A 22,197-nucleotide genomic window follows, 5' to 3' on the forward strand; every position below is an offset into this window, starting at 1 on the left:
GTGGACCCCGTGCGGTTTCCTCCGGCTTTTTTGCTAACGACCCATGAATTGTCGCACGGCGTCGGTCGATAGGGCGAACTTGGCGAAGGACCAGTCGCGGTCCTTGCTGAGCGCGCCGAGGGTCGCGAGGAGCTGCTTGCGGGCATCGGTGCGTCCCTCGAGCCAGGGCTCCAGGCCGCCCGCGCTGAGGGCTTCCTCAGCGACGCTGGCCTGCAGGCGCACAAGCTCTGAAATCAGACGGCGGCCGGCGACCCTGTCCCAGTAGGGCGCGCGGACGAGGCCTTCGCGCGCGGAGGTGCGCAGACGGTCGAGCCGCAGGGCGTCGCCCGCCTGATAGAAGGTGGCGCCCGCATCGGTGACCTTGCGGCCCGTGCGCGATGCGATGTCGGTGACAACCAGGCCTTGAGCGAAATAGCTCATCGCGCCGGCCCAGCGGGCGAGCGCTTCGGGCGCGCCGCGCTTCATGAAGGCGCGGGCCGACCGCTCGATGCGCGAGGCAGGGTAAGCGGTCTGAATGTCGCCGAGGGCGGCTTTGAGTTCGTTGAGGGGGCCATGCGTGAGCGCGACGGCTTCCCCAGCAGATTTTTCCGGCAGGGTACGGATGAACCAGGCGGCCGCCTCGCTGACGGCATTGACCGCTTCCAGATGCAGCTCTGTCTGCAGGTCTGCGGCGACCTTATTGTCCAGGGCGAAGACTTCCCTGCGGAAGCCGGCAATGTCGAGCACCGCGCGGGCCGCTTCGAGGCCGCGGATGACGAGGGCGGGCGCCGCCCCGGTCAGCTCCCGCAGGCGCAGGACCGCAACGGGACCGCCCAGATCGAGACTGCGGTTGGCGATCACCGTGGAGATGATCTCGCGGCGCAGGCGGTGATTGGCGAGGGCCTCATCGAACCCGTCAATCGGGCTCGGGAAGTAACCTTTCAGGACATCCATGAAAAGCGGGTCGTCGGGCAGATCGGACGCGACAAGGTCGTCGAAGAGGACAATCTTGGACCAGGCCAGCAGGACGGCGAGTTCAGGCCGTGTCAGGGCGCGGCCTTCAGCGGCGCGCGCCTGCATCTCCTGCGTCGAAGGGAGGCCTTCGAGCGGGCGGTTGAGCACGCCGCGTTCTTCCAGATAGACCATCAGCCGTTCAAGGGCTTCATGGTCGTCGCTGGCGGTGGCCTCCGCGATGCTCAGCGCATTGGTCTGATCGTAATTGTGGGTGAGGACGAGGCGGGCCACGTCATCGGTCATCTGCGCCAGGATGGGATTGCGCGTGGTCTCCGTCAGCGCGCCGAGGCGGATGGCTTCGGCGGCAAGGATCTTGATATTCACTTCGTGGTCGGAGGAATCCACGCCGGCCGAATTGTCGATGGCGTCGGTATTGAGGCGCCCGCCGGCGAGGGCGAACTCGATCCGTGCCGCCTGGGTCATGCCGAGATTAGCGCCCTCCCCGATGACCTTGGCTTTCAGATCCCGTCCATTGACGCGCAGGCCGTCATTGGCGCGGTCGCCGACATCTGCGTTGGTTTCGTGGGCGGCCTTCACATAGGTGCCGATGCCGCCAAACCAGAGCAGGTCGGCTTCTGCCTTGAGCAGGGCGTTGAGAAGTTCATCAGGCGTGACGACATCCTTGCCGATGCCCGCGAGGGATTTGATCTCCGGCGTCAGCGTGATCGATTTGGCGGCGCGCTCGAAAATCCCGCCGCCTTTGGAGATGAGCTTTGTGTTGTAGTCGGCCCAGCTGGAACGCGGGAGGGCAAACATGCGCTCGCGCTCGGCGAGGTTTTTCTTCGCGTCGCCCGGATTGGGATCGAGGAAGATGTGCATATGGTTGAACGCCGCCACGAGACGGATTTCCGGCGAGAGCAGCATGCCATTGCCGAACACATCTCCCGACATGTCGCCCACACCGATCACGGTGAAGGGCTCTGTCTGGATGTCGCGGCCCATTTCGCGGAAGTGGCGTTTGACCGCTTCCCACGCGCCGCGCGCGGTAATGCCCATCTTCTTGTGGTCGTAGCCCGCCGAGCCGCCCGAGGCGAAAGCATCCCCCAGCCAGTGGCCTTTTTCCAGGCTGATGGCGTTGGCGGTGTCGGAGAATGTCGCGGTGCCTTTGTCTGCGGCAACCACGAGATAGGGGTCCTCCCCGTCCCAGATCACCGTATTGGCGGGATGCGTGATCTTTCCGTGCACGATGTTGTCGGTGATGCCCAGAAGCGATGTGATGAACTGCTTGTAGGCATCGCGCCCGCTTTCAAACCAGGCGTCGCGGTCTGACCGGTCGGCCAGCTGTTTGGGGTAGAAGCCGCCTTTCGAGCCAACCGGCACGATGACGGCATTCTTCACCTGTTGGGCTTTCACCAGGCCGAGCACTTCGGTGCGATAATCCGAGGGACGATCCGACCAGCGCAGGCCGCCGCGCGCAACCGGGCCGAAGCGGAGGTGAACACCTTCCACCTTCGGGCTGTGCATGTAGATTTCACGGAAGGGTTTGGGCTCAGGCAGGTCTGCCAGTTCGCGGCTGGCAACCTTGAAGCTGATGAAGGGGCGCAGGGCGCCGTCTTCGTCTTCCTGATAGAAGTTCGTGCGCTGAAGGGCTTCGACAAGATGGAACAGCCGGCGCAGCACGACATCGTCGGCCAGGCTGACGACCGTTTTCATCTCTTCTTCAAACCGCGCCACGATTGCGGCCTGGGCCTTGCGGCGGGCGTCGAGCGTCTTGTGGGCCTGCGGGTCGAGGCGGGTTGCAAACAGCTCCAGCAGCAGGCGCGTGACGGCAGGATATGCCGCGAGCGCGGCTTCCTGAATTTCCTGAGGCTGGTCCATGCCGCTTTGACGGCGATAGGCGGCGAGCGCGCGGATCAGGGCGGCTTCCCGCCAGGTGGCACTGGCGGCCAGGACGAGCTTGTTGAAACCGTCATTCTCTGCATGACCGCTCCAGACCGCCAGGAATGCCTGCTCGAAATCATGCGCAATATCGGCGAGGTTCAGCGGCGAACCGTTGGCCGTCTGCATATAGAGGGAATGGACCCAATAGACATCTGGCGCGTCTGCCACAGGCTTGGTCAGGGGACGGACGGGATAGCCGGTTTCAAAATCGACGAAGAGGCCGAGATTCTCGAAGACAGGTACACAGTCAGACAGCGCGATGGAGCCGGTGCGGGCGTAGATCTTGACCCGCACCCTGGAAGGACCGTCTGCCGCCAGCCTGTAAGCGCGGGCAACGATCGGCTGGCCAGCGCTCAGCTCGGCCATGCAGGTGACATCGGTCATCGCCTCGTCCGGCGAGAACGCCTCGCGGTAAGCGGCGTTGAAGGCGCCGATGAAGGCGCGGCCCCCTTCCCTTGCCTGGCCGGAAAGGCCCGAACTCATCAGAAGGTCGCGGAAACCCTGGTCCCAGGTGCGCGCCAGCTCGATGATGCGCGCCTCCAGATCGGCGGGGTCGGGTTCGGGATGATCCGGGTGCAGCGCAATCTCGAAATGCACGCGCGCCAGCGGGCCGGAGTCGAAATAGGGCTGGAAGCTTTTCAGATCGCCCTGATAGGCCTGCGTGAGCAGCGCGCCGATGCGCTGGCGCAGGGCGGTGTCATAGGATTCGCGCGGGACGAAGACGAGGGCGGTGACAAACCGGTCAAACTCATCCCGGCGCAGGAAAGCGCGCGTGCGCGGGCGGCCGATCAGATGCAGCGCGCCCATGATCATAGGGCCAAGCACGGTGGAGCGGGTCTGGAACAGCTCGTCGCGCGGCCAGGTCTCGATCAGGTTGGCGAGAGCCTTTTCGGTGTGGCCGCCGGGGGCGGCGCCCGAAGCCATCATGATCTTCTGGACGCGGCGGCGGACGAAGGGAATGGACCGCGCGGTCTCGTCATAGGCTTCGGCGGTGAAGAGGCCGAGGAAGCGGACCTCGCCATTCACCCGGCCTTCGGCGTCGTATTTCTTCACGCCGATATAGTCGCATTGCACACGGCGGTGCACGCGGCTCGGCAGCGTCGACTTGGCAATGATCAGCGGCACGGGCGACTGGAGGAAATCGCCGATCTCGCGGGTCAGCATCAGCGGCTCGCTGTCGCGGCTGAGGACGTTGAGCGTCTCGTCACGCAGGATGCCGAGATTGGAGCCCTCGACCATCAGCGGCTCTGCGGGCACGACCCGGCCTTCCGCATCGGTTTCAAAGTCATACTCGCGCGCGCCGAGGAAGACGAAATGCTCCCGCGAAAGCCATTCGAGGAAGGCGACGGCTTCATCACGCTCCGCAGACTGAAGAAGATTGAGGCCGGAGATGCGCTTCATCTCGGTGCGCATGCGGGCGCGCATGGCGGCGTGGTCAGCCACCGCGCGCTCAACGTCAGCCAGCGTGGCACGCACGCCCTCTTCCAGCATGGCGGCTTCATCATGGGTGAGCAGCGCGGTGTGAACCTGGATAGCCGAGACCATCCGGCCGTCTGCCATCGTCACGACGGGGTGGAACAGCGTTTTGACCTCATGGCCCTGCGCAGCGCACTCGCCCAGCAGCGAATCGACGAGGAACGGCATGTCCGGCCCGGTCACCTGAAGGAGGCTGCGCGGGAGCGTGCCGCTGGCACCTTCCGCCTTCACGGAAACGTGAACGGCTCGTTGGCCGGCCGGCACGGTTTCAGCCCAGTCCCACAGCTTTTGGGCAAGCGCGCGGATGTCGGCTTCGGACAGGCCGGAGACATCCTCCCGCGCAGCTTCCTGGAGAACCTGGTCAAGCACCTGGCTGGCAGGTCCTGGGGCAGTGCTGGATTGGGGCATGGGAACAACTCTCGCACGAAAAACGGGCAGGAGCCGGGTCTAGCCGCCCTAAGGGAAGGCTTCAAGAAACATGTTTCAATCGAAACAGTTGCACGCGTTTCAGAGAGTCAGAAAAGGGGCACCGAGTGCGAGCGGGCCCGCCAGACGGGGACATGTCCGGCGGGCCCTACAGGCAAGATCCGCAGGCTGGGTGGGGGGACGCACGCGGATGCCTGATTTTGTCATATGTTGTTTGCGGTGTCGGCAAATCAACTACATTCCGCCGCCACAAACGTTAATTTTCGGTAGTAAGGAAAGCCAGAATCGCTAACCCACAGCCTCAACCCGTTCATGATGTAACATTTCAATGGCGGGCTGACTAGTCTTCCGCACAGTCAACCCGCGGTTTCGGCAGCGGCACGGACCTGGGGTTTTCCATCAGCCGAAAGCAGGATGGCGATCCATCGCGTATGAGGCGACTGGGCGAACAGGATCATCATCAGGACCGTCAGCGGCGCCGACAGGAACATGCCGGGGATTCCCCACAGCACGCCCCAGATCGCCAGGGCCAGAAGGACCACAAGTGCCGAGAGATTCAGCGAATCCCCCATCATCCGGGGCTGGATGAAATTGCCGATCGAGAACTGCCAGAAGCTGACAATCGCGAACACGATGACAGCGTAGACATAGGATTCGTCGAGTGCGAGCGCGGGCACCCAGCCGGGGATCACCGGCTGTACCAGGGCGAACAGCGGCGGGACCAGAGCTGCGACAATTGAGCCGACCGTCGGGATGTAGTTCAGCACGAATATGACGGCTGACAGGAACAGGGCATTTTGCACGCCCAGTGCCAAAAGCGAGATGTAGGAAAGCAGCGTGATCAGCGCCGAGATCACCGTCTGCGTCCACAGATATTTCTCGATGGCGAGGCGCGCATCATTGCCGATGCGGCGGACCATTTCCCGCCGGTCTGCCTCCGGGAAAATATTGTCGAGCTTCTGCGTCCACATTGACTGGGCGGTGAAGAGGAAGGCGACATAGATCAGGATCAGCACAATGTCGCCAGAGAGGCCGCGGACGGAATTGGCAATGTTGGCGAAGAAGCGCTGGCCGCCTTCATCGAAGGCCAGCTGGGTCAGCGTTGGCGCGTCCTTCAGGCCTGCGAGGCGATAGACATCGGCGATCAGGGCGTTGATCTTCTCCTCATACTCGCTGCCATCGCGGCCAAACTCCGCGACCCCGTCTGCCATCAGCGCGATGAAACCGACAAAGCCGCCGACTACGAGCAACACGGCCAGTATTCTGGCGGGGCCGATATGGATGGTGCGCGAGGCATTGTTGATGACGGTGCCGAAGCCCTCAATGATGAGGAACAGGAATACCGCCATGGCGAAAGTGGCGAGGATTTCACGGCCGAAATAGAGCAGCGCGATGATAACGCCGGTCGCGATAATCCAGATGCCGGACTTGGTGGCGCTGCCCATGTATTGCTCCGATTGACCCTTTCCCATCAGTGCGGCCCCGCCTCACACCCGTCAAGCGGGGAGAAACCTGCGCGCCTTGACTTGCTCAAATTGCCGGAATGACTAGCCTCTGCCCTGATTTGAGACTGCATCAGCAAGGGGTGGCCGCATGAGCACGACGATTTTCCTGGGCGGCGCGGACGCCGATGGCTCCGGGACACCCGATGACGCCCAGGCATTGTTGCTGAAAGCGGCCAACCGGCACGGCATTGTTGCGGGCGCCACAGGCACCGGCAAGACGGTGACCCTGCAGGTCATGGCGCAGGCCTTTGCCGATGCGGGCGTTCCGGTATTTGCCGCCGATGTGAAAGGCGACCTTTCCGGCATCGCCTTCCCCGGCACGGACACCCACAAAGCCCATGGCAGCTTTACCAGCCGCGCGGAAAGCATCGCGATGGGACCGCTGACCTACAGCGCCGCGCCGGTGATCTTCTGGGATGTGTTCGGCGAAAAGGGCCACCCCGTGCGCACCACCATCGCCGAGATGGGGCCGGTCCTGCTCTCCAGCCTGATGGGGCTGACCGATGTGCAGGAAGGCATTCTCAACATTGCCTTTCAGTATGCGGATGATCACTGCGTGGATAATCCCGACTTCCTGATCCTGGACCTCAAAGACCTGCGCAAGCTGCTCGCACATCTGGGGGAGCCGGGGGTTCGCGAAGAGGTGAGCCGCAAATACGGCAATGTCGCGCCAGCCTCCCTGGCCGCCGTGCAGCGCGAATTGCTGGTGCTGGAGCGGGCGGGCGCTGAAGCCTTCTTCGGTGAACCGGCATTGCAGCTGTCTGACTTCATGCGCACGACGACGGACGGGCGTGGCTATGTGAACATTCTCGACGCGACCAAACTGATCAACAGCCCGAAGCTCTATTCCACCTTCCTGCTTTGGCTGCTTTCGGAGCTGTTCGAGCAGCTGCCCGAGATCGGTGACCCGGAGAAACCGCGCCTGGTCTTCTTCTTTGATGAAGCCCACCTTCTGTTCAACGACACGCCGCCTGCCCTGTTGCAGAAGATCGAACAGGTGGTGCGCCTGATCCGCTCCAAAGGGGTCGGCGTCTATTTTGTGACCCAGAACCCGCGGGACGTGCCCGAGAGCGTGCTGGCCCAGCTCGGCAACCGCATTCAGCACGCGCTGCGCGCCTATACGCCAATGGAGCAGAAGGCGGTGAAATCTGCGGCCGCCTCCTTCCGCCCCAATCCTGGCTTCAAGACCGAAACGGTGATCACCGAGCTGGGCGTGGGGGAAGCGCTGGTCTCGACCCTGGACCCCAAAGGCACACCATCGGTCGTGCAGCGCACGCTGATCCGCCCGCCCGCCTCGCGTCTTGGACCGGTGACCGATGCCGAACGCGCCGAGATCCTCAAGGCAAGCCCTGTCCTTGGCCAGTATGACAAGATGGTCGACCGGGAATCGGCCTATGAAATCCTGACCAAAAAGGAAGCCGATGCCGCAAAGCTCGCCGAGAAGGCGCGCCTGGAAGCGGAGAAGGAAAAGGAAGCCGCCGCCAAAGCGAAGGCCAAGGCAAAGGCGCCAGCCAAAGGCCGCACCACGACCCGTTCGCGACGGATGTCGCCGACCGAACGCGCCACCAACACCGCCGCAACCACGATCAGCCGGGAAGTCACCCGATATATCCTGCGCGGCATCTTCGGGAATATGAAGAAATGAAACAGATCGTGATGCCCCTCGCAGCCGCGCTTTTGCTGACCGCCTGCGCCAGCAGCGGCCCCAACAAGGGCTGGACGAGCAGCCCCGGCGCGCAATCCTTCGCCGTCGCCCATACGGCCTGCCAGCAGATCAGCTATGGGGGCCAGGTCAACTACGTTATCTGTATGGCCGGCCGTGGATGGACAAAGCCAAAACGCTAGTTCTGACAGGCTTTCAGCCAATCTCCCCTCCCCCCGCGTCAGGAGTGGCGAAACGTGTCCGGGTCTCCTATAGTAAAGGAGATGTCCAATTAAGACGCGCTCTAAGGGAGGCCCTGGCCCATGCAACAATTCCTCAAATTCTACATCGACGGCGAATGGGTCGACCCGGTAACGCCGCGCACGCTGGAAGTTGAAAACCCCGCGACGGAAGAGAACTTTGCCGTCATCTCCATCGGCTCGTCGGCCGATGTGGACAAGGCCGTCGCCGCTGCCAAGCGCGCCTTCCCGAGCTTCTCGCAGACCAGCGTGGAATACCGCGCCGACCTGCTCGACAAGATCACGGCCGGCCTCCAGAAGCGAATGCCTGACCTGGCCAAAGCGATCTCGGAAGAGATGGGCGCCCCGATGTGGCTGGCCAACGCCGCCCAGGTGCCTTCGGGCCTTGGCCACTTTGCGACCACTGCCGGCATCCTGCGCGAGTACAAATGGGAAGAAGTGAAGGGCACCACCCTTCTGCGCAAAGAGCCAATCGGCGTCTGCGCGTTCATCACGCCCTGGAACTGGCCGCTGAACCAGATCGCCTGTAAAGTGGCGCCTGCGATTGCTGCGGGCTGCACCATGGTGCTGAAGCCTTCCGAAATTGCGCCGCTCGACGCGATGATCTTCGCTGAAGTGCTGCATGAAGCCGGCGTGCCAAAAGGCGTGTTCAACCTCGTCAATGGCGATGGCCCCGGCGTTGGTTCGGCCATGTCGTCCCACCCCGATGTCGATATGGTGAGCTTCACCGGTTCGACCCGCGCCGGCGTTCTGGTGGCCCAGGCCGCTGCGCCGACCGTCAAACGCGTTGCCCAGGAACTTGGCGGCAAGAGCCCGAACATTGTTCTGCCTACGGCCGATCTCCAGAAAGCGGTTTCCAGCGGCATCATGAACATGATGACCAATTCGGGCCAGAGCTGTAACGCGCCTTCGCGCATGTTCGTGCAGAAGGACCAGCAGGAGCAGGCCATCGCAATTGCCAAGGCAACCGCTGAAGCCGTGAAGGTCGGCAACCCGGCAGATGCCGCACCCGGCGCCATCGGCCCGATCTCGAACGGCAACCAGTATCAGAAGGTTCAGGACCTCATCCAGAAGGGCATCGAAGAGGGCGCAACCCTCGTCGCCGGTGGCCCTGGCCGCCCTGAAGGCTTCAACAAGGGCTACTTCGCCCGCCCGACCGTGTTTGCCAACGTCACCAACGAGATGACCATCGCGCGCGAAGAAATCTTCGGGCCGGTCCTCGTCATGATCCCTTACGACACCGTGGACGACGCCGTAGCGATGGCCAACGACACTGTTTATGGCCTCGCCGGCTATGTTCAGGGTCCGGACAAAGAAGCCAACCAGGTTGCCAACCGCATCCGCGCTGGCCAGATCCTCGTCAACGGCGCGCGGCCTGACTTCTCCGCGCCCTTCGGTGGCTACGGCCAGTCGGGCAATGGCCGCGAATGGGGCGAGCATGGCTTCGAGGAGTTCCTCGAAGTGAAAGCCGTGATCGGCTACAACGCGGCGTAAGCATCGCTTGGCAGCAAGATGACCGAAGCGGCAGCCTTATAAAGCTGCCGCTTCTTTTTTTTCCGGATAAAGAGGAAACCCCCGATGGCCGTCAAACTGCACCATCTCAACGCCTCGCGCTCGCAGCGCATCGTCTGGCTCCTCCTCGAGCTCGGCGTGCCGCACGAGATTGTCCACCACAAACGCAGCGAGACAACGCGGCTCGCGCCGCCGGACCTGAAAAAGATCCATCCGCTCGGCAAGTCGCCGCTTCTGGAAGACGGGAATGTTGTGATTGCCGAGACCGGGGCGATTGCAGAATACCTGCTGGCGAAGTTCGACACCGCCCACAAGCTGCACCCAAAGCCGGACTCTCCGGATTTTCCGCGCTACCTCGAATGGATCCACTCGTCCGAGGGCGCCGTGTTTCTGCCCGGGCTGCTGACGCTCTATACTGGCATGGCCGGAATCACGGACGGTCCGGTGGCGCAAATGATCGCCGGCGAGCGCGAAAAGGTCGCCGCGCATATCGAAGCGCACCTGTCGAAGCATGCCTATTTTGCCGGGGACACATTCACGGCGGCGGACTGCCTGATGGGCTTCCAGATTGTGTTGACCGACGCGCAGGGCGGGCTCGGCAACCGGCCGGCCACGAAGGCATGGCTGGACCGCGTGACCGCCAGGTCTGCCTATCAGGCGATGCTGGCCGTAGGGGTTTGAACAAACTGAACTGAATCGGCATGTCGGGACATTGGTCGGTGTTCGGCTGTGCCTATGGCCACCCTGCCCTTTTCATTGCCCATGCCGTGATCCGGTGATCGGCCCGGTCTCACGTTGTTGTGAACTTGCGTGTTGGGTGGCGTTCATCTTCGCGGAGTCACACTATATAGTGCTTAGAAACCCTGGAGGCCGTCGCCATGAAACGCCTTAGCCTAACGGCTGCCATTGCCGCGCTCGCCTTTACGGCGGCGTGTGCCACAGCCACCCCCTATCAGCCTGCGACCCCTTCGGATCGCGGCTTTTCGGAAATGAAGATCGAGGACAACCGCTTCCAAGTGGAGTTCTCGGGCAACTCGCTCACCGACCGCAAGACGGTGGAAACCTACCTTCTGTTCCGGGCGGCCGAGCTGACCAAGCAGAACGGATATGACAATTTCCGGGTTGTTCGCCGGGATACTGACGCCAACACGCGGGTCATTCCGTCGGGCGCCAGCTATTCGCCCTATTACAGCCATTTCCCGCTCAGCTATCGGTATTTCGGGCCGCGCTCATCCTACTTCTACGACCCGTATCGCAGCGTGCGCTATGGCCGGCACAGCTTCTATGATCCCTTCTGGGATGGCCCGGTCAGCTACCGTGAACAGACGAGCTATATCGCCAGCGCCGAAGTTGTCATGGGCAAGGGCGAGAAGCCGGATGACGTGGCCTATTTCGATGCCGATCAGGTGATCTTCAATCTGGCCGGTCAGATCCAGCGCACCGCGCCCTGATCTCCTGAACCAGAGGGCGCCTTATGGGGCGCCCTCGATCCGGAAGATGCTGCCGCCAAGCGATACGATGTAAAGCTGGCCGCTATTGTCCACGCCAAAGCTGGAAATCTGCTCGAGCGTGCCTGCGTCGGGCACAAGATCGTCGTTCAGCCGGTTGAACTGGCTGGACGGCAGGGTGCTGCCGACAACCAGCGACGAGACCGGCACCGACCACACATTCGAGCTCTCGAAATCGGCAAACACGTAATGGTTCCGGATCGGGGCAATATTGCCCCGATAGACATAGCCGCCGGTGATGGAGTTGCCCTGTGTCGGGCCGCCGCCATGGCCGTACTCGGCAACGGGGGGCGTGTAGTCCGGCGAGTCCGGGCCATCATAGGCTTGCGTGCCTTCGCGCTGCGCCCAGCCATAATTGGCGCCGGCATCGCCCGGCCGCATCCGGTTGATTTCCTCGATGGCGCCCTGCCCGACATCTGCAATGAACAGGTCGCCGGTCTGGGCATCAAAGCTCGACCGCCAGGGATTGCGCAGGCCGACGGCAAAAATCTCGGCCTCTCCGCCCGCCCCGCCCGGAAAGGCGTTGCCCGCCGGGATGGCGTAGTCGCGGTTGTTGTCAGCCGGGTAAGCATCGGCGCCGAACGGATCAATCCGGAGGATCTTTCCGAGCAGCGTGCCGGTATCCTGTCCATTCTGATCCGCGTTCGGGTCATTGCCGCCGCCATCGCCAGTCGCCAGATACAGCATCCCGTCATTGCCGAAGCCGAGCCAGCCGCCATTGTGGAACTCATCGACCTGATTGATCGTCAGGATGACATCCTGGGTCGCCGGATCAAGCTGCAGCCGATTGGAAGTGTAGGTCTGATACTTGCGGATTTCGGTGTTTCCCGAATTATTCGTCAGGTTCACGAAAACCGTGCGGTCTGTCGTGAAATTCGGAGAGAAGGCGATGCCGACAAGGCCCTGCTCGCCCGCAGTCGCAACATCCCCGGTAAGGTCAATGAAGTCCACGCCTTCGATGGCGCCGCTGTCGGGGTTGAGCACACGGGCGCGCCCGCCCTTCTCCAGAACCACGACCCGGTCCGTACCCGGAATGCCTTCCAGGAACAGCGGCAGTGAAAAGCCGGTTCCAACCCGCGCCAGCGCCATGCCGGCTGCGCCGCCTGCGTCCTGCACGCGGATCTGCACTGTTCGGGTCACCTGCCCGCCATTGCCATCACTGACGCGGAAGGTGACCTCGTAGATATTGTCACCGTTTGCATCCTGGGGCGCGTCAAAATCAAGCGCCGTGCCGAGCGAGAGAACGCCCGTTGCCGCATTGAAGCTGAACACACCGGCATCGCCGCTGGACAGCAGCTCCCGCGTAAGTGTGTCGCCGTCCGGATCGGTGGCCGAGAGGGTGTAGACCGTCCCGGTCACACCTTCCGTGATGTTCACCGAACTGGGTGAGCTGATCACCGGCGCCTGGTTTCCCGGAGGCGGTGGGGGCGGAGGCGGCGGGGATGGGGCGGGGCCTGAGCTGCCCCCGCCGCCGCATGCCTGAAGTGCAAAAATGCTGGCAGCCGCAAGGGCGGTCCAGCGCGGGGCGGGAAACATCGTTGTTTTCATGGCGGGAATCCTTACCACTCCATTCAAGCGGCCCTAAGTGTACTTTTGGCAAGGATATTATCCGGCCACACGAATTTGTCGGCTGGTACTCTGGCCAAGCGGGAAAGATGGGTCCAAAAGGCCCGATTGTTGACGGGCAGTCTGGCTTTCATCCTGGCGCTCGCCGGAAACTGGAAAGACCGGACCCATGGACGGAAGTGAAGCGGGCAAGGCCGACGGCCTTCACGCGCCCCAGCCGACAGGCATGCGTAAAGTCGAATTCGTGGCCATCGTCGCCGGCCTGATGGCGCTCAATGCGATCGCCATCGACATCATGCTGCCCGCGCTCAGCGCCATCGCGCGCGACACCGGCCTCACCGCCGAAGGCGGCGACCAGAACCGCCAGCAGCTGATCATCTTTGCCTATGTGCTCGGCTTCGGCGCCCCCCAGCTGATCTGGGGACCGATCACCGACCGGTTCGGCCGGCGCGCGCCGCTGTTCATCGGCCTGATCGGCTATGTGCTGACAGCCCTCCTCTGCATCATGGCGCACAGCTTCTGGGCCTTGCTCGCCGCGCGCTTCCTGCAAGGAGTGTTCTCTTCGGGCGCCCGCACAGTCGCCTCCGCCGTGGTGCGCGACCTGTTCGCCGGGCGCAGCATGGCGAGCTTCATGTCGCTGGTGATGACCATCTTCATGATCGTGCCGATCATCGCCCCGACCATCGGCCAGATCATTCTCTATGTGGCGCCCTGGGAAGGCATCTTTGTCGTGCTCGCCGTCTGGGGCGCGCTGATGCTGGGCTGGACCTGGTTCCGCCTGCCCGAAAGCCTGCCGAAGGAGGCCCGCCGGTCTCTGGAGATCGGCAGCGTCATGACAGCGTATCTTCAGGTCATCCGCACGCGGGTGAGCTTTGGTTACATGCTGGCCTCTGGCCTCGTCTTCGGCTCGCTGTTTGCGTTCATCGCCTCGTCCGAACAGGTGTTCCGTGACGTGTTCGATCAGGGCGACACCTTCGCCTACTGGTTTGCCGGCATTGCCGCCGCGTTGGCCGTATCGAACTTTGCCAACTCGCGCCTTGTCGAGAAAGTCGGTATGCGCCGTATCAGCCATATCGCGCTTCTCACCTTCATGCTGTCCTCTCTGGTGCTCACCCTGGCTACGCTGGCCTGGGGCGAAAACCTGGCCGTATTCTTCCCGCTGTTTGCGCTGGGCTTTGCCTGTTTCGGCATGATGGGGTCAAATTTCTCGGCGCTGGCCATGGAGCCACTGGGTAAGATCGCGGGCACGGCGTCCGCCGCGTATGGTTTTGCCACCACCATGATCTCCAGCATCATCGGCATGATCATCGGCTCGCAGTTTAACGGCACGACCGTTCCGCTCACGCTCGGCTTCGTGATCCTCGGCGCCGCTTCGCTGGTGGTGATCCTGGTGACGGAAAAGGGCCGCCTGTTCAGCCGCCATTGAGGGCTGCGTCAGAGCGGCTCCCGATGGCGCGACAGCGGACGCACGACCTTCTCCAGATGCTCGACGATACGGGCGGCAATGTCCTTGCCGGTCGCCTTCTCGATGCCTTTGAGGCCGGGCGAGGAGTTGACTTCCAGCACCTTCGGGCCGTCCTTCGTCTGCAAGAGGTCAACGCCCGCCACTTCCAGCCGCAGCACCTTGGCCGCTTCGCGCGCCACGTCCCGCTCCTGCGGGGAGAGTTTGGCTTCGCTCGCCGTGCCGCCGCGATGAAGGTTTGACCGGAACTCGCCCGTCTCCGCCTGCCGGCGCATGGCGCCCACCACCTTGCCGCCCACAACAAAGGCGCGCACATCCGCGCCGCCCGCCTCCTCGACAAATTCCTGCACCAGGAAGTTTGCGTCGAGCCCCCGGAAGGCATCGACCAGCCGCTCGGCAGACTTGCGAGACTCCGCCAGCAGCACGCCCTTCCCTTGGGTGGAGGAGAGCAGCTTGAGCACGATCGGCGCCCCGCCCGCCAGCGCGACGAGACCGGCGGTATCCTTCGGGCTGTGCGCGAACGCCGTGATCGGCATGGCGATCTTCGCCCGCGCGAGCATCTGATGGGCGAGCAGCTTGTCACGTGAACGGCCGATGGCGCCGGCCGTGTTGAGGCAGAAGGCGCCGGTGTTTGAAAACTGGCGCAGCACCGCCATGCCATAGTCTGTAATCGTCGCGCCGATACGAGGGATCACCGCGTCATACCTGGGCAGCGCCTGGCCATCATAATGCACCTCGGCGTCTATCGCGCCGATGCGCATATAGCAGCGGGCGGTATCGATCACCTCGATCACATGGCCGCGCTTTTCGGCTGCCTCGATCAGGCGCCGGGAGGAGTAGTTTTTCGGCTCGCGCGTCAGCAGCGCAATGCGCAGCGGGCGCTTCACCGGCTTGCGGCGCGGCAGGCCCTGATAGGTCTGAAAGCTCAGCTGAGGCTGAAGAAAGGACGCATTCGGATCAATCACCCAGCTTGGCTGAATGGCGCCGCGTCCCAGCAGCATCCGGTAGGTCATCGTCTCGCGGTTAGACAGCGTCAACTGGATGGGCCAGGTGAGCCCGCCGAGTTCGGCATGGGTCTCGATCACATAACGCAGCTCCCGCTCGCCATTGGAGCTGGCAACCTCGCGCCGGTCCACCACGGGCGCCGAGCAGGTGATTTCAAGGGCAGGATCACTCGGGTCTGGCTGGATCAGGAAGCGCACCTGCGGCGCATGGGCCGGCCCGAAGGGCTCAATCACGCTGGCATGCAGGGCGGAGGTTTTGGCGCCGGTATCGATCTTGGCCTTGATGGCCGGAAGGCCCAGCTCACGTAGCGAAATCCATTCTTCCCAGCCAAGCTGGAACGGGGCAGCAGAAGGCATGGCGCAGGAGCTCCGTCATCTGACTTCGCCTCCGTTAGTCAGCTTTCTGCCCGCCCCGCAAGGCCAGCTACAGAGTTCTGGAGTTATCCCTTCACAAGCCACGCTTTTTCAACAAGGCGGGTGACATCGCCCATGATCTCCGTGATACGGAAATCCTTGGGCGTATAAACGGCCGCCACGCCCATCTGGCGCAGCGCGCGGCCATCTTCGGGCGGGATGATGCCGCCGACGACGACCGGCACGTTCTCGAGGCCGAGCTTGCGCAGCTCCGCCACGGTCTCGCGGACGAGATCCAGATGGCTGCCCGAAAGGATAGAGAGACCGACCACATGCGCCTTGGCTTCCTTGGCCTGCGCGGCAATTTCGGCAGGCGTAAAGCGGATGCCTTCATAGACCACGTCCATGCCCACCTCGCGCCCGCGAGCGGCGATCTGCTCGGCGCCGTTGGAATGGCCATCCAGGCCGGGCTTGCCCAGCACATATGTCAGTGTACGGCCCAGAGCTTCCGAGACGCGGGCCACTTCTGCCTTCACCTTCTCGACATCTTCTTCGCCGCTGCTTGTAACGACGAGGGCAACGCCAGTTGGCGCGCGGAATTCGCCGAACACTTCGCGCAGCACGGTGCCCCATTCCCCGGTCGTCACCCCTGCCTTGGCGCAGGTGATCGAGGGCTCCATGATATTGCGGTTCTCGGCGGCGGCCGCGCGCAGCTCTGCCAGGGCGGATTCAGCTGCGCCGTTGTCCCGCGCAGCGCGCCAGGCTTTGAGATCGCGCACCTGCATCGCCTCTTCGGCCGGATCAACGGTCTGGATCGCGCCGTCGCCGCCACCCAGTGGGCTCTCTGCGGTCTCGGTGAACCGGTTGACGCCCACCACGGTGAGCGCGCCGGATTCAATTGCACGTATACGGTCGATATGCGCGCCGACGAGACTTTCCTTCATGAACGGGATTGCCGCCTGCGCGCCGCCGATCTCGTCAATCTGCGCAAGCGCGGCGCGCGCCTTGTCTTTGAGTTCCTCGGTCTTCGCCGTGATGACATGGCTGCCATCGAAGATGTCTTCAAATTCCAGAAGGTCGGTCTCATAAGCGAGGATCTGCTGAAGGCGCAGCGACCATTGCTGGTCCCAGGGGCGGGGCAGGCCCATCGCCTCGTTCCAGGCGGGCAGCTGCAAAGCGCGGCAGCGGGCGCGCTTGGACAGCGTCACTGCAAGAGCTTCCATCAGGATGCGGTAGACATTGTTTTCCGGCTGCGGCTCGGTCAGCCCCAGCGAGTTCACCTGCACACCATAGCGGAACAGCAGCGCCTTGGGATCGGTGACACCATAGCGCTCCCGGCCAATCTCTTCCCAGAGATCGACGAAAGCGCGCATCTTGCAAAGTTCCGTTACGAAACGCACCCCGGCATTCACAAAGAAGGAGATGCGCCCGAACACGGTTTCAAAGTCTGATTCTGGAACTTGCCCGCCCGCTTTCACGGTATCCAGTACGGCGATGGCGGTCGCCAGCGCATAGGCCAACTCCTGTTCCGGTGTCGCGCCCGCTTCCTGCAGGTGATAGGAGCAAACGTTCATGGGGTTCCATTTTGGAACTTCCAGATAGCACCAGCTCACCATATCGCCGATCAGGCGCAGCGAGGGCTCGGGCGGGAACACATAGGTGCCGCGCGAGAGGTATTCCTTCACGATGTCGTTCTGGGTTGTGCCGCGCAGCTTCTTGCGGTCATCGCCCCGCTCATCGGCGAGCGCCACATACAGCGCCAGCATCCAGGCCGCCGGCGCATTGATCGTCATCGAGGTGTTCATCGTCTCCAGCGGCAGCTCGGCGAAGAGCTCACGCATGTCGCCCATATGCTTGACCGGCACGCCCACCTTGCCGACTTCGCCCCGGCTGAGGATATGGTCGGCGTCATAGGCCGTCTGGGTCGGCAGGTCGAAGGCGATGGAGAGCCCCGTCTGCCCCTTCGACAGGTTCAGCCGATAGAGTTCATTGGATTTCTTCGCCGTCGAATGGCCCGCATAGGTGCGGAAGATCCAGGGCTCATCGGGTTCGTGCTGATACTCTTTGGTGGCTTTTGCCATCGTTTTCTGGCCTCCCCTATGCTGCGGCGCAACATGACCGAGCGCTGCATCCCTGACAAGCATCCCCTCTGCCACACTTGCAGCCTGCCTGGCGAGACGCCACCTGTCCTGCACCCTCCCGAAGAACCTTGCCAGCCCCCCTCCCGAGACCCAGACGTGACCCAGCCCCGCGCCACCCTCCAGACCGCCCTCACCCTGCGCCTTGCCTCGCTGCTCGCTTTTCCCTTCGGCGCCGCGCTGATGGCGATCTTCCAGCGCAGCCCTCTGGCGCTCGCGCTTCTGACGGCCGCGATGCTCGCCGTCGGCCTTTACGAACGCCGCCGGATGGCCACCGCGGCCGGCGCGCAGACCGCCATCTCCGGCGCCTCTCTGCTCACCGGCTTCGGCTTCCGCCTCGGCCTGCTGATCGGGATATTCATCCTCACGGTCGGCGTGCTCGCCCTCTTCCGGGATACGTCGCTGGCCCGCGAGCTGGCCCTGATCGACTTTGCCCTGATCGCCCTGCCCACCGCCATCGCCCTGATCGCCAACGAAATCAGCGCCCGTATCGCCGTGCGCGAGTTTTCCGATGTGCGCACCCAGCTGAGCGCCGCCTTCGGCCAGCCTCCCGGCAGCGGCCCCGCAGACGGCGCCGGCGAAATCATCGAAGGCGAGATTATCGACAGCGACCGCCCGCCGCGCGCCTAGTCCCGGTCAAAAACAAACGGCGCCGCCACCGCCACATCCGCGCCCATCGCCTCATAGTAAAGCTTCTGCACCCTGCGCGTCACCGGCCCCGGCCGCCCGTCGCCCACGGGCCGCCCGTCCAGCGTCACCACGGGCGCAATCATCGCGCCGGCTGAGCTTGTGAAAACTTCCGAGGCGTTAACCGCCTCTTCCGGCGTGAACGCGCGCTCAGTGATGGTAAACCCGCCCGTTTCGCGCAGCTTCATGACGCCCGCCCGCGTGATCCCCGAGAGGATGGAGGGTGAAAGGTTGCGCGTGATGATCTCGCCCTCCCCCGTCACGATCCAGGCATTGGCCGAGGCGGCTTCGGTCACGAGCCCGTCCTCCACCATCAGCGCCGTTTCAGCGCCCTGCCCCTTGGCCGCCCGGTAGGCGAGCGCCTGGGAGAGCAGCTGCGTCGTCTTCATGTCGCGCTTCTTCCAGCGGGAATCCTCGATGAACACCGCCGCGACGCCCTCGCGCGCCGAAGCCCCGATCAGCGCCTTCCTGTCAGCATAGGCAAACACGGTGGGCATGAAGCTTTGCGGCCCGGCAAAGTCGCGCGCGTCATAGGCCCCGCCGGTGACCTGCAGATAAACCAGCCCCTCGACCAGATCATTGTGAGCGATCAGCTCCCGGTGAAGGTTGGCCCAGCCTTCCGAAGAATGCGGATTGGGGATGGAAATGCCCGCGAGCGTCCGCTCCAGCCGGGTAATATGACCTTCAAGGTCGACAAACCGCCCGCCATAAACCGCCGTGACCTCATAGGCCGCATGGGCAAAGAGGAAGCCCCGGTCCAGCGGAGAAATATGCGCCTCGGCCAGCGGCGTCAGTGCGCCATTCAGGTGAACCAGCGGACAAATCGTCATATCTTGAATGCCTCAGGGGAAAGGAACATTGATTGTGCGGTGCAACATTGATCTTGCGAAGCCTCACAACACTTGTCAGTGTGCCCGCGCCGGAGGGGGCTGTGAAGACGCCGTAAGCGCGCGCCTGCCCCCGGCACCAATACGGAGGAAGGTCCATGACCACTGAAACGGCAGGACGGGTTAAAAAAGACATCTACGACGTCGGCGAGATTCCGCCCGAATTCCATGTGCCCAAGCTGATGCATGCCTGGTCGATCCGGCGCGAGCGCCATGGCCGCCCTATGAGCGCGATGCAGGTCGAGCAGGTGCCGGTGCCCGAAATCGATTCCGATGAAGTGCTCGTCCTCGTGATGGCCGCCGGCGTCAATTACAATGGCATCTGGGCTGCGCTCGGCGAGCCCGTGTCCCCCTTCGACATTCACAAACAGCCTTTCCATGTCGCAGGCTCTGACGCCGCCGGCATCGTCTGGGCGGTCGGCCGCAAGGTCACCCGCGTGAAGCCGGGCGACGAGGTGGTCATCCACTGCAACCAGGACGACGGCGACGACGAAGAATGCAATGGCGGCGACCCCATGTTCTCGCCCAGCCAGCGCATCTGGGGCTATGAAACCCCCGATGGCTCCTTCGCGCAGTTCTGCCGCGTCCAGGCCCGCCAGTGCATGCCGCGCCCCAAACACCTCACCTGGGAAGAGAGCGCCTGCTACACGCTGACCCTGGCCACCGCCTACCGCATGCTGTTCGGCCACCGCCCGCACGTCCTCAAGCCCTCCGATAACGTCCTCGTCTGGGGCGCTTCCGGCGGCCTTGGCAGCTTCGCTGTGCAGCTCTGCGCGATCGCGGGCGCCAATGCGATCGGCGTCGTTTCTTCTGAAGACAAGCGCGACTATGTGCTCTCGCTCGGCGCCAAAGGCGTCATCAACCGGAACGACTTCAACTGCTGGGGACAGCTGCCGAAGGTCAACGGGCCGGAATTCAACGACTATATGAAAGAGAGCCGCAAGTTCGGCAAAGCCATCTGGGACATCACCGGCAAGAAAGACGTCGACATCGTCTTTGAACACCCCGGCGAAGCGACCTTCCCGGTCTCGGTCTTCGTGGTGAAGCGCGGCGGCATGGTGGTCATCTGCGCAGGCACCTCGGGCTTTAACCTCACCATGGATGCCCGCTTCCTCTGGATGCGGCAGAAGCGCGTGCAGGGCTCCCACTTTGCAAACCTGAAACAGGCCTCTGAGGCCAACCAGCTCGTCCTCAACCGGCGCATAGACCCCGGCATGTCGGAAGTCTTCACCTGGGCCGATATTCCGCTGGCGCACGAAAAGATGCTGGATAACAAGCACATGCCCGGCAACATGGCCGTGCTCGTCACCTCTCCAAAGCCCGGCCTGCGCACGGTGGAAGACGTGCTCGCCATCAACGGCCAGGCTTGAGGACCATGCTTTCCCGCGCCTTTGCCGAAGGCTTCGCGCGTGACTGGCTGGCCGCCTGGAACGACCGCGATATTGACCGCATCCTCTCTCACTACAGTGAGGAGATCATTTTCCATTCCCCGCGCATCGCGCGGGTGATGGGCAATGAGGCGATGAGCATTTTCGGCAAGAAAACGCTCCGGGACTATTGGACAAAGGCCCTTGGCCTCGCTCCGCAACTGTTCTTTGAACTCGATGACATCCTCGTGGGCTCGGATGCCATCACCATTCTTTATACGAACCATCGCGAGGAGATGGTGGCCGAGACCTTTGTCTTTGGACCCGAAGGCAAGGTCGTCCGCTCGATCGCCGCCTATCGCTGAGACGACACTCCATGAAACTCATCTTCATTTATGGTGAAGCCGCCGCAGGCAAGCTGACCGTGGCGCGGCATCTGGCAGGCCTGACCGGCCTCCCCCTCTTCCACAATCATCTCGTGGTCGATGCCGTTGGCGCGGTCTTCCCCTTCGGATCTGAAAGCTTCATCCGTCTGCGCGAACAGTTCTGGATGGAGGTGTTCCGGGCGGCAGCTGCGGAAGATCGTTCCCTGATCTTTACCTTCGCGCCGGAGCCGACCGTGGATGCGAGTTTTGCAGACCGCGTGCGCGCACGCGTCGAAGCCGGCGGCGGCGAAGTGATCTTCATTGCCCTGACGGTCGGCGCCGAAGAACAGATGCGGCGCATAGACAATGCCAGCCGCGCCGAATTCGGCAAGCTGCGCTCTCCCGAACTTCTCGCTGAACTGAAAGAGGCTTTCGCCGCCTCGATGGCCGCAATGCCGCCTGCCGCCCTCACCCTGGATACAGGCACGCTTTCCCCGGAAGAGGCCGCAGACCGGATCGCCGCGCTACTCAGCTGACGGAAGGCATGACTGCCGCGCAAGCGGCGCGCGAGACGTCACGATCTCGTCTTCTGCCCGCCCCTTTCCACGGCTCCCCTTTTCTGATCGTGGGTCTTTTATTTAGTTGACTAGGAAACTTATTTGATTTAGTTTCCTAGTCAATCAAGAGGCTTCCATGTCCGAAATCCAGACTGTCTCCGCGCTTGACGCGCATCTTGGCTATTGGCTGCGCATGGTGTCGAATGCCGTCTCGCAAAGCTTTGCTCGCGCGCTGGATGGTGAAGGCGTCACCGTGGCTGAATGGGTGCTGCTGCGCACGCTGCATGACGCGGCAGAGACCTCGCCCAGCCGCGTGGCCGCCACGCTCGGCATGACGAAAGGTGCCATCACCAAGCTGGCCGACCGGCTGATCGACAAGGGGCTGATACGGCGCAAGGCAGACCCGGCCGATGGCCGCGCCCAGCTGCTGGCGCTGACGCCCCGCGCGCGTAAGCTGGTGCCGAAACTTGCCGCGCTGGCGGACGCCAATGACGGCACGTTTTTCTCCGGCCTCAAACCGGCAGAGCGCGCCGAGCTTGAGCGGCTTCTGATGAAAATCATCGCTGACCGGGGCATCACCGAAATCCCTGCCAGCTAACGCCTGCCG

The 22,197-nt window shown here is 63.1% G+C and carries 17 protein-coding genes; 11 read left to right on the forward strand and 6 right to left on the reverse strand.

Translation table 11 applies throughout. The features are described from left to right. Positions 1-33 precede the first annotated feature (33 nt). Entirely contained in the window at positions 34-4,758 is a 4,725-nt protein-coding gene (locus tag HNE_RS15365; RefSeq protein ID WP_011648077.1) for an NAD-glutamate dehydrogenase, read from the reverse strand. A 374-nt stretch (positions 4,759-5,132) separates the two neighbouring features. Next, on the reverse strand, positions 5,133-6,221 hold the full coding sequence (locus HNE_RS15370; RefSeq protein WP_011648078.1) for an AI-2E family transporter: 1,089 nt from the start codon (positions 6,219-6,221) through the stop codon (positions 5,133-5,135). Positions 6,222-6,369: 148 nt separating this feature from the next. Between HNE_RS15370 and HNE_RS15375 the strand changes: the two genes are divergently transcribed. The 5 genes from HNE_RS15375 to HNE_RS15395 all read left to right on the forward strand — a co-directional run bounded on the left by HNE_RS15375 (position 6,370) and on the right by HNE_RS15395 (position 11,146). Next, the gene (locus tag HNE_RS15375; RefSeq protein WP_011648079.1) at positions 6,370-7,926 is read left to right on the forward strand and encodes a helicase HerA-like domain-containing protein; all 1,557 of its coding nucleotides are present in this window, start codon (positions 6,370-6,372) and stop codon (positions 7,924-7,926) included. After that, positions 7,923-8,126, forward strand: a complete 204-nt coding sequence (locus HNE_RS15380) for a lipoprotein (RefSeq protein ID WP_011648080.1) — start codon at positions 7,923-7,925, stop codon at positions 8,124-8,126. Before HNE_RS15375 ends, HNE_RS15380 begins: the two co-directional genes overlap by 4 nt. A 120-nt stretch (positions 8,127-8,246) precedes the next feature. Next, on the forward strand, positions 8,247-9,677 hold the full coding sequence (locus HNE_RS15385; RefSeq protein WP_011648081.1) for an aldehyde dehydrogenase family protein: 1,431 nt from the start codon (positions 8,247-8,249) through the stop codon (positions 9,675-9,677). Positions 9,678-9,761: 84 nt separating this feature from the next. Next, the gene (locus HNE_RS15390; RefSeq protein ID WP_011648082.1) at positions 9,762-10,376 is read left to right on the forward strand and encodes a glutathione S-transferase family protein; all 615 of its coding nucleotides are present in this window, start codon (positions 9,762-9,764) and stop codon (positions 10,374-10,376) included. 197 nt (positions 10,377-10,573) lie between these two features. Further along, positions 10,574-11,146 carry a CC0125/CC1285 family lipoprotein gene (locus HNE_RS15395; RefSeq protein WP_011648083.1) on the forward strand — a complete coding sequence of 191 codons (573 nt, stop codon included), beginning with the start codon at positions 10,574-10,576 and terminating at the stop codon, positions 11,144-11,146. A 21-nt stretch (positions 11,147-11,167) separates the two neighbouring features. Here the strand turns inward: HNE_RS15395 and HNE_RS15400 are convergent, their stop codons facing one another. Beyond that, the gene (locus tag HNE_RS15400) at positions 11,168-12,751 is read right to left on the reverse strand and encodes a PQQ-dependent sugar dehydrogenase (protein ID WP_407637692.1); all 1,584 of its coding nucleotides are present in this window, start codon (positions 12,749-12,751) and stop codon (positions 11,168-11,170) included. A 187-nt stretch (positions 12,752-12,938) separates the two neighbouring features. On the opposite strand from HNE_RS15400, the gene HNE_RS15405 reads away from it, so the two are divergent. Continuing rightward, positions 12,939-14,195 carry a multidrug effflux MFS transporter gene (locus HNE_RS15405; RefSeq protein WP_193334333.1) on the forward strand — a complete coding sequence of 419 codons (1,257 nt, stop codon included), beginning with the start codon at positions 12,939-12,941 and terminating at the stop codon, positions 14,193-14,195. 8 nt (positions 14,196-14,203) lie between these two features. Here HNE_RS15405 and rimK read toward each other — a convergent pair whose 3' ends face one another. Further along, the gene (gene rimK, locus HNE_RS15410) at positions 14,204-15,592 is read right to left on the reverse strand and encodes a 30S ribosomal protein S6--L-glutamate ligase (RefSeq protein WP_035592261.1); all 1,389 of its coding nucleotides are present in this window, start codon (positions 15,590-15,592) and stop codon (positions 14,204-14,206) included. 83 nt (positions 15,593-15,675) lie between these two features. Then, the gene (locus HNE_RS15415) at positions 15,676-17,670 is read right to left on the reverse strand and encodes a protein meaA (RefSeq protein WP_011648087.1); all 1,995 of its coding nucleotides are present in this window, start codon (positions 17,668-17,670) and stop codon (positions 15,676-15,678) included. Positions 17,671-17,826: 156 nt separating this feature from the next. Between HNE_RS15415 and HNE_RS15420 the strand changes: the two genes are divergently transcribed. Continuing rightward, positions 17,827-18,357, forward strand: coding sequence for a hypothetical protein (locus HNE_RS15420; protein ID WP_035592263.1), 531 nt, complete (start codon positions 17,827-17,829; stop codon positions 18,355-18,357). Here HNE_RS15420 and HNE_RS15425 read toward each other — a convergent pair. After that, positions 18,354-19,244 (reverse strand): aminotransferase class IV, encoded by an 891-nt coding sequence (locus HNE_RS15425; RefSeq protein ID WP_011648089.1) that lies wholly within the window; start codon positions 19,242-19,244, stop codon positions 18,354-18,356. The genes HNE_RS15420 and HNE_RS15425 overlap by 4 nt on opposite strands. Positions 19,245-19,399: 155 nt before the next feature. Here HNE_RS15425 and ccrA point away from each other — a divergent pair, with 155 nt between their 5' ends. The 4 genes from ccrA to HNE_RS15445 all read left to right on the forward strand — a co-directional run bounded on the left by ccrA (position 19,400) and on the right by HNE_RS15445 (position 22,188). Further along, complete coding sequence (gene ccrA, locus HNE_RS15430) at positions 19,400-20,671, forward strand: crotonyl-CoA carboxylase/reductase (RefSeq protein WP_011648090.1); 1,272 nt, start codon at positions 19,400-19,402, stop codon at positions 20,669-20,671. A 5-nt stretch (positions 20,672-20,676) separates the two neighbouring features. After that, positions 20,677-21,033: a nuclear transport factor 2 family protein gene (locus HNE_RS15435; RefSeq protein ID WP_035592265.1), complete on the forward strand. Its 357-nt coding sequence runs from the start codon at positions 20,677-20,679 to the stop codon at positions 21,031-21,033. Positions 21,034-21,044: 11 nt separating this feature from the next. Continuing rightward, positions 21,045-21,569 (forward strand): hypothetical protein, encoded by a 525-nt coding sequence (locus HNE_RS15440; RefSeq protein WP_011648092.1) that lies wholly within the window; start codon positions 21,045-21,047, stop codon positions 21,567-21,569. Positions 21,570-21,726: 157 nt separating this feature from the next. Then, positions 21,727-22,188: a MarR family winged helix-turn-helix transcriptional regulator gene (locus HNE_RS15445; protein ID WP_011648093.1), complete on the forward strand. Its 462-nt coding sequence runs from the start codon at positions 21,727-21,729 to the stop codon at positions 22,186-22,188. Positions 22,189-22,197: the final 9 nt, after the last annotated feature.

The sequence above is a fragment of the Hyphomonas neptunium ATCC 15444 genome, from assembly GCF_000013025.1.
GTDB classification, from domain to species: Bacteria; Pseudomonadota; Alphaproteobacteria; order Caulobacterales; family Hyphomonadaceae; genus Hyphomonas; species Hyphomonas neptunia.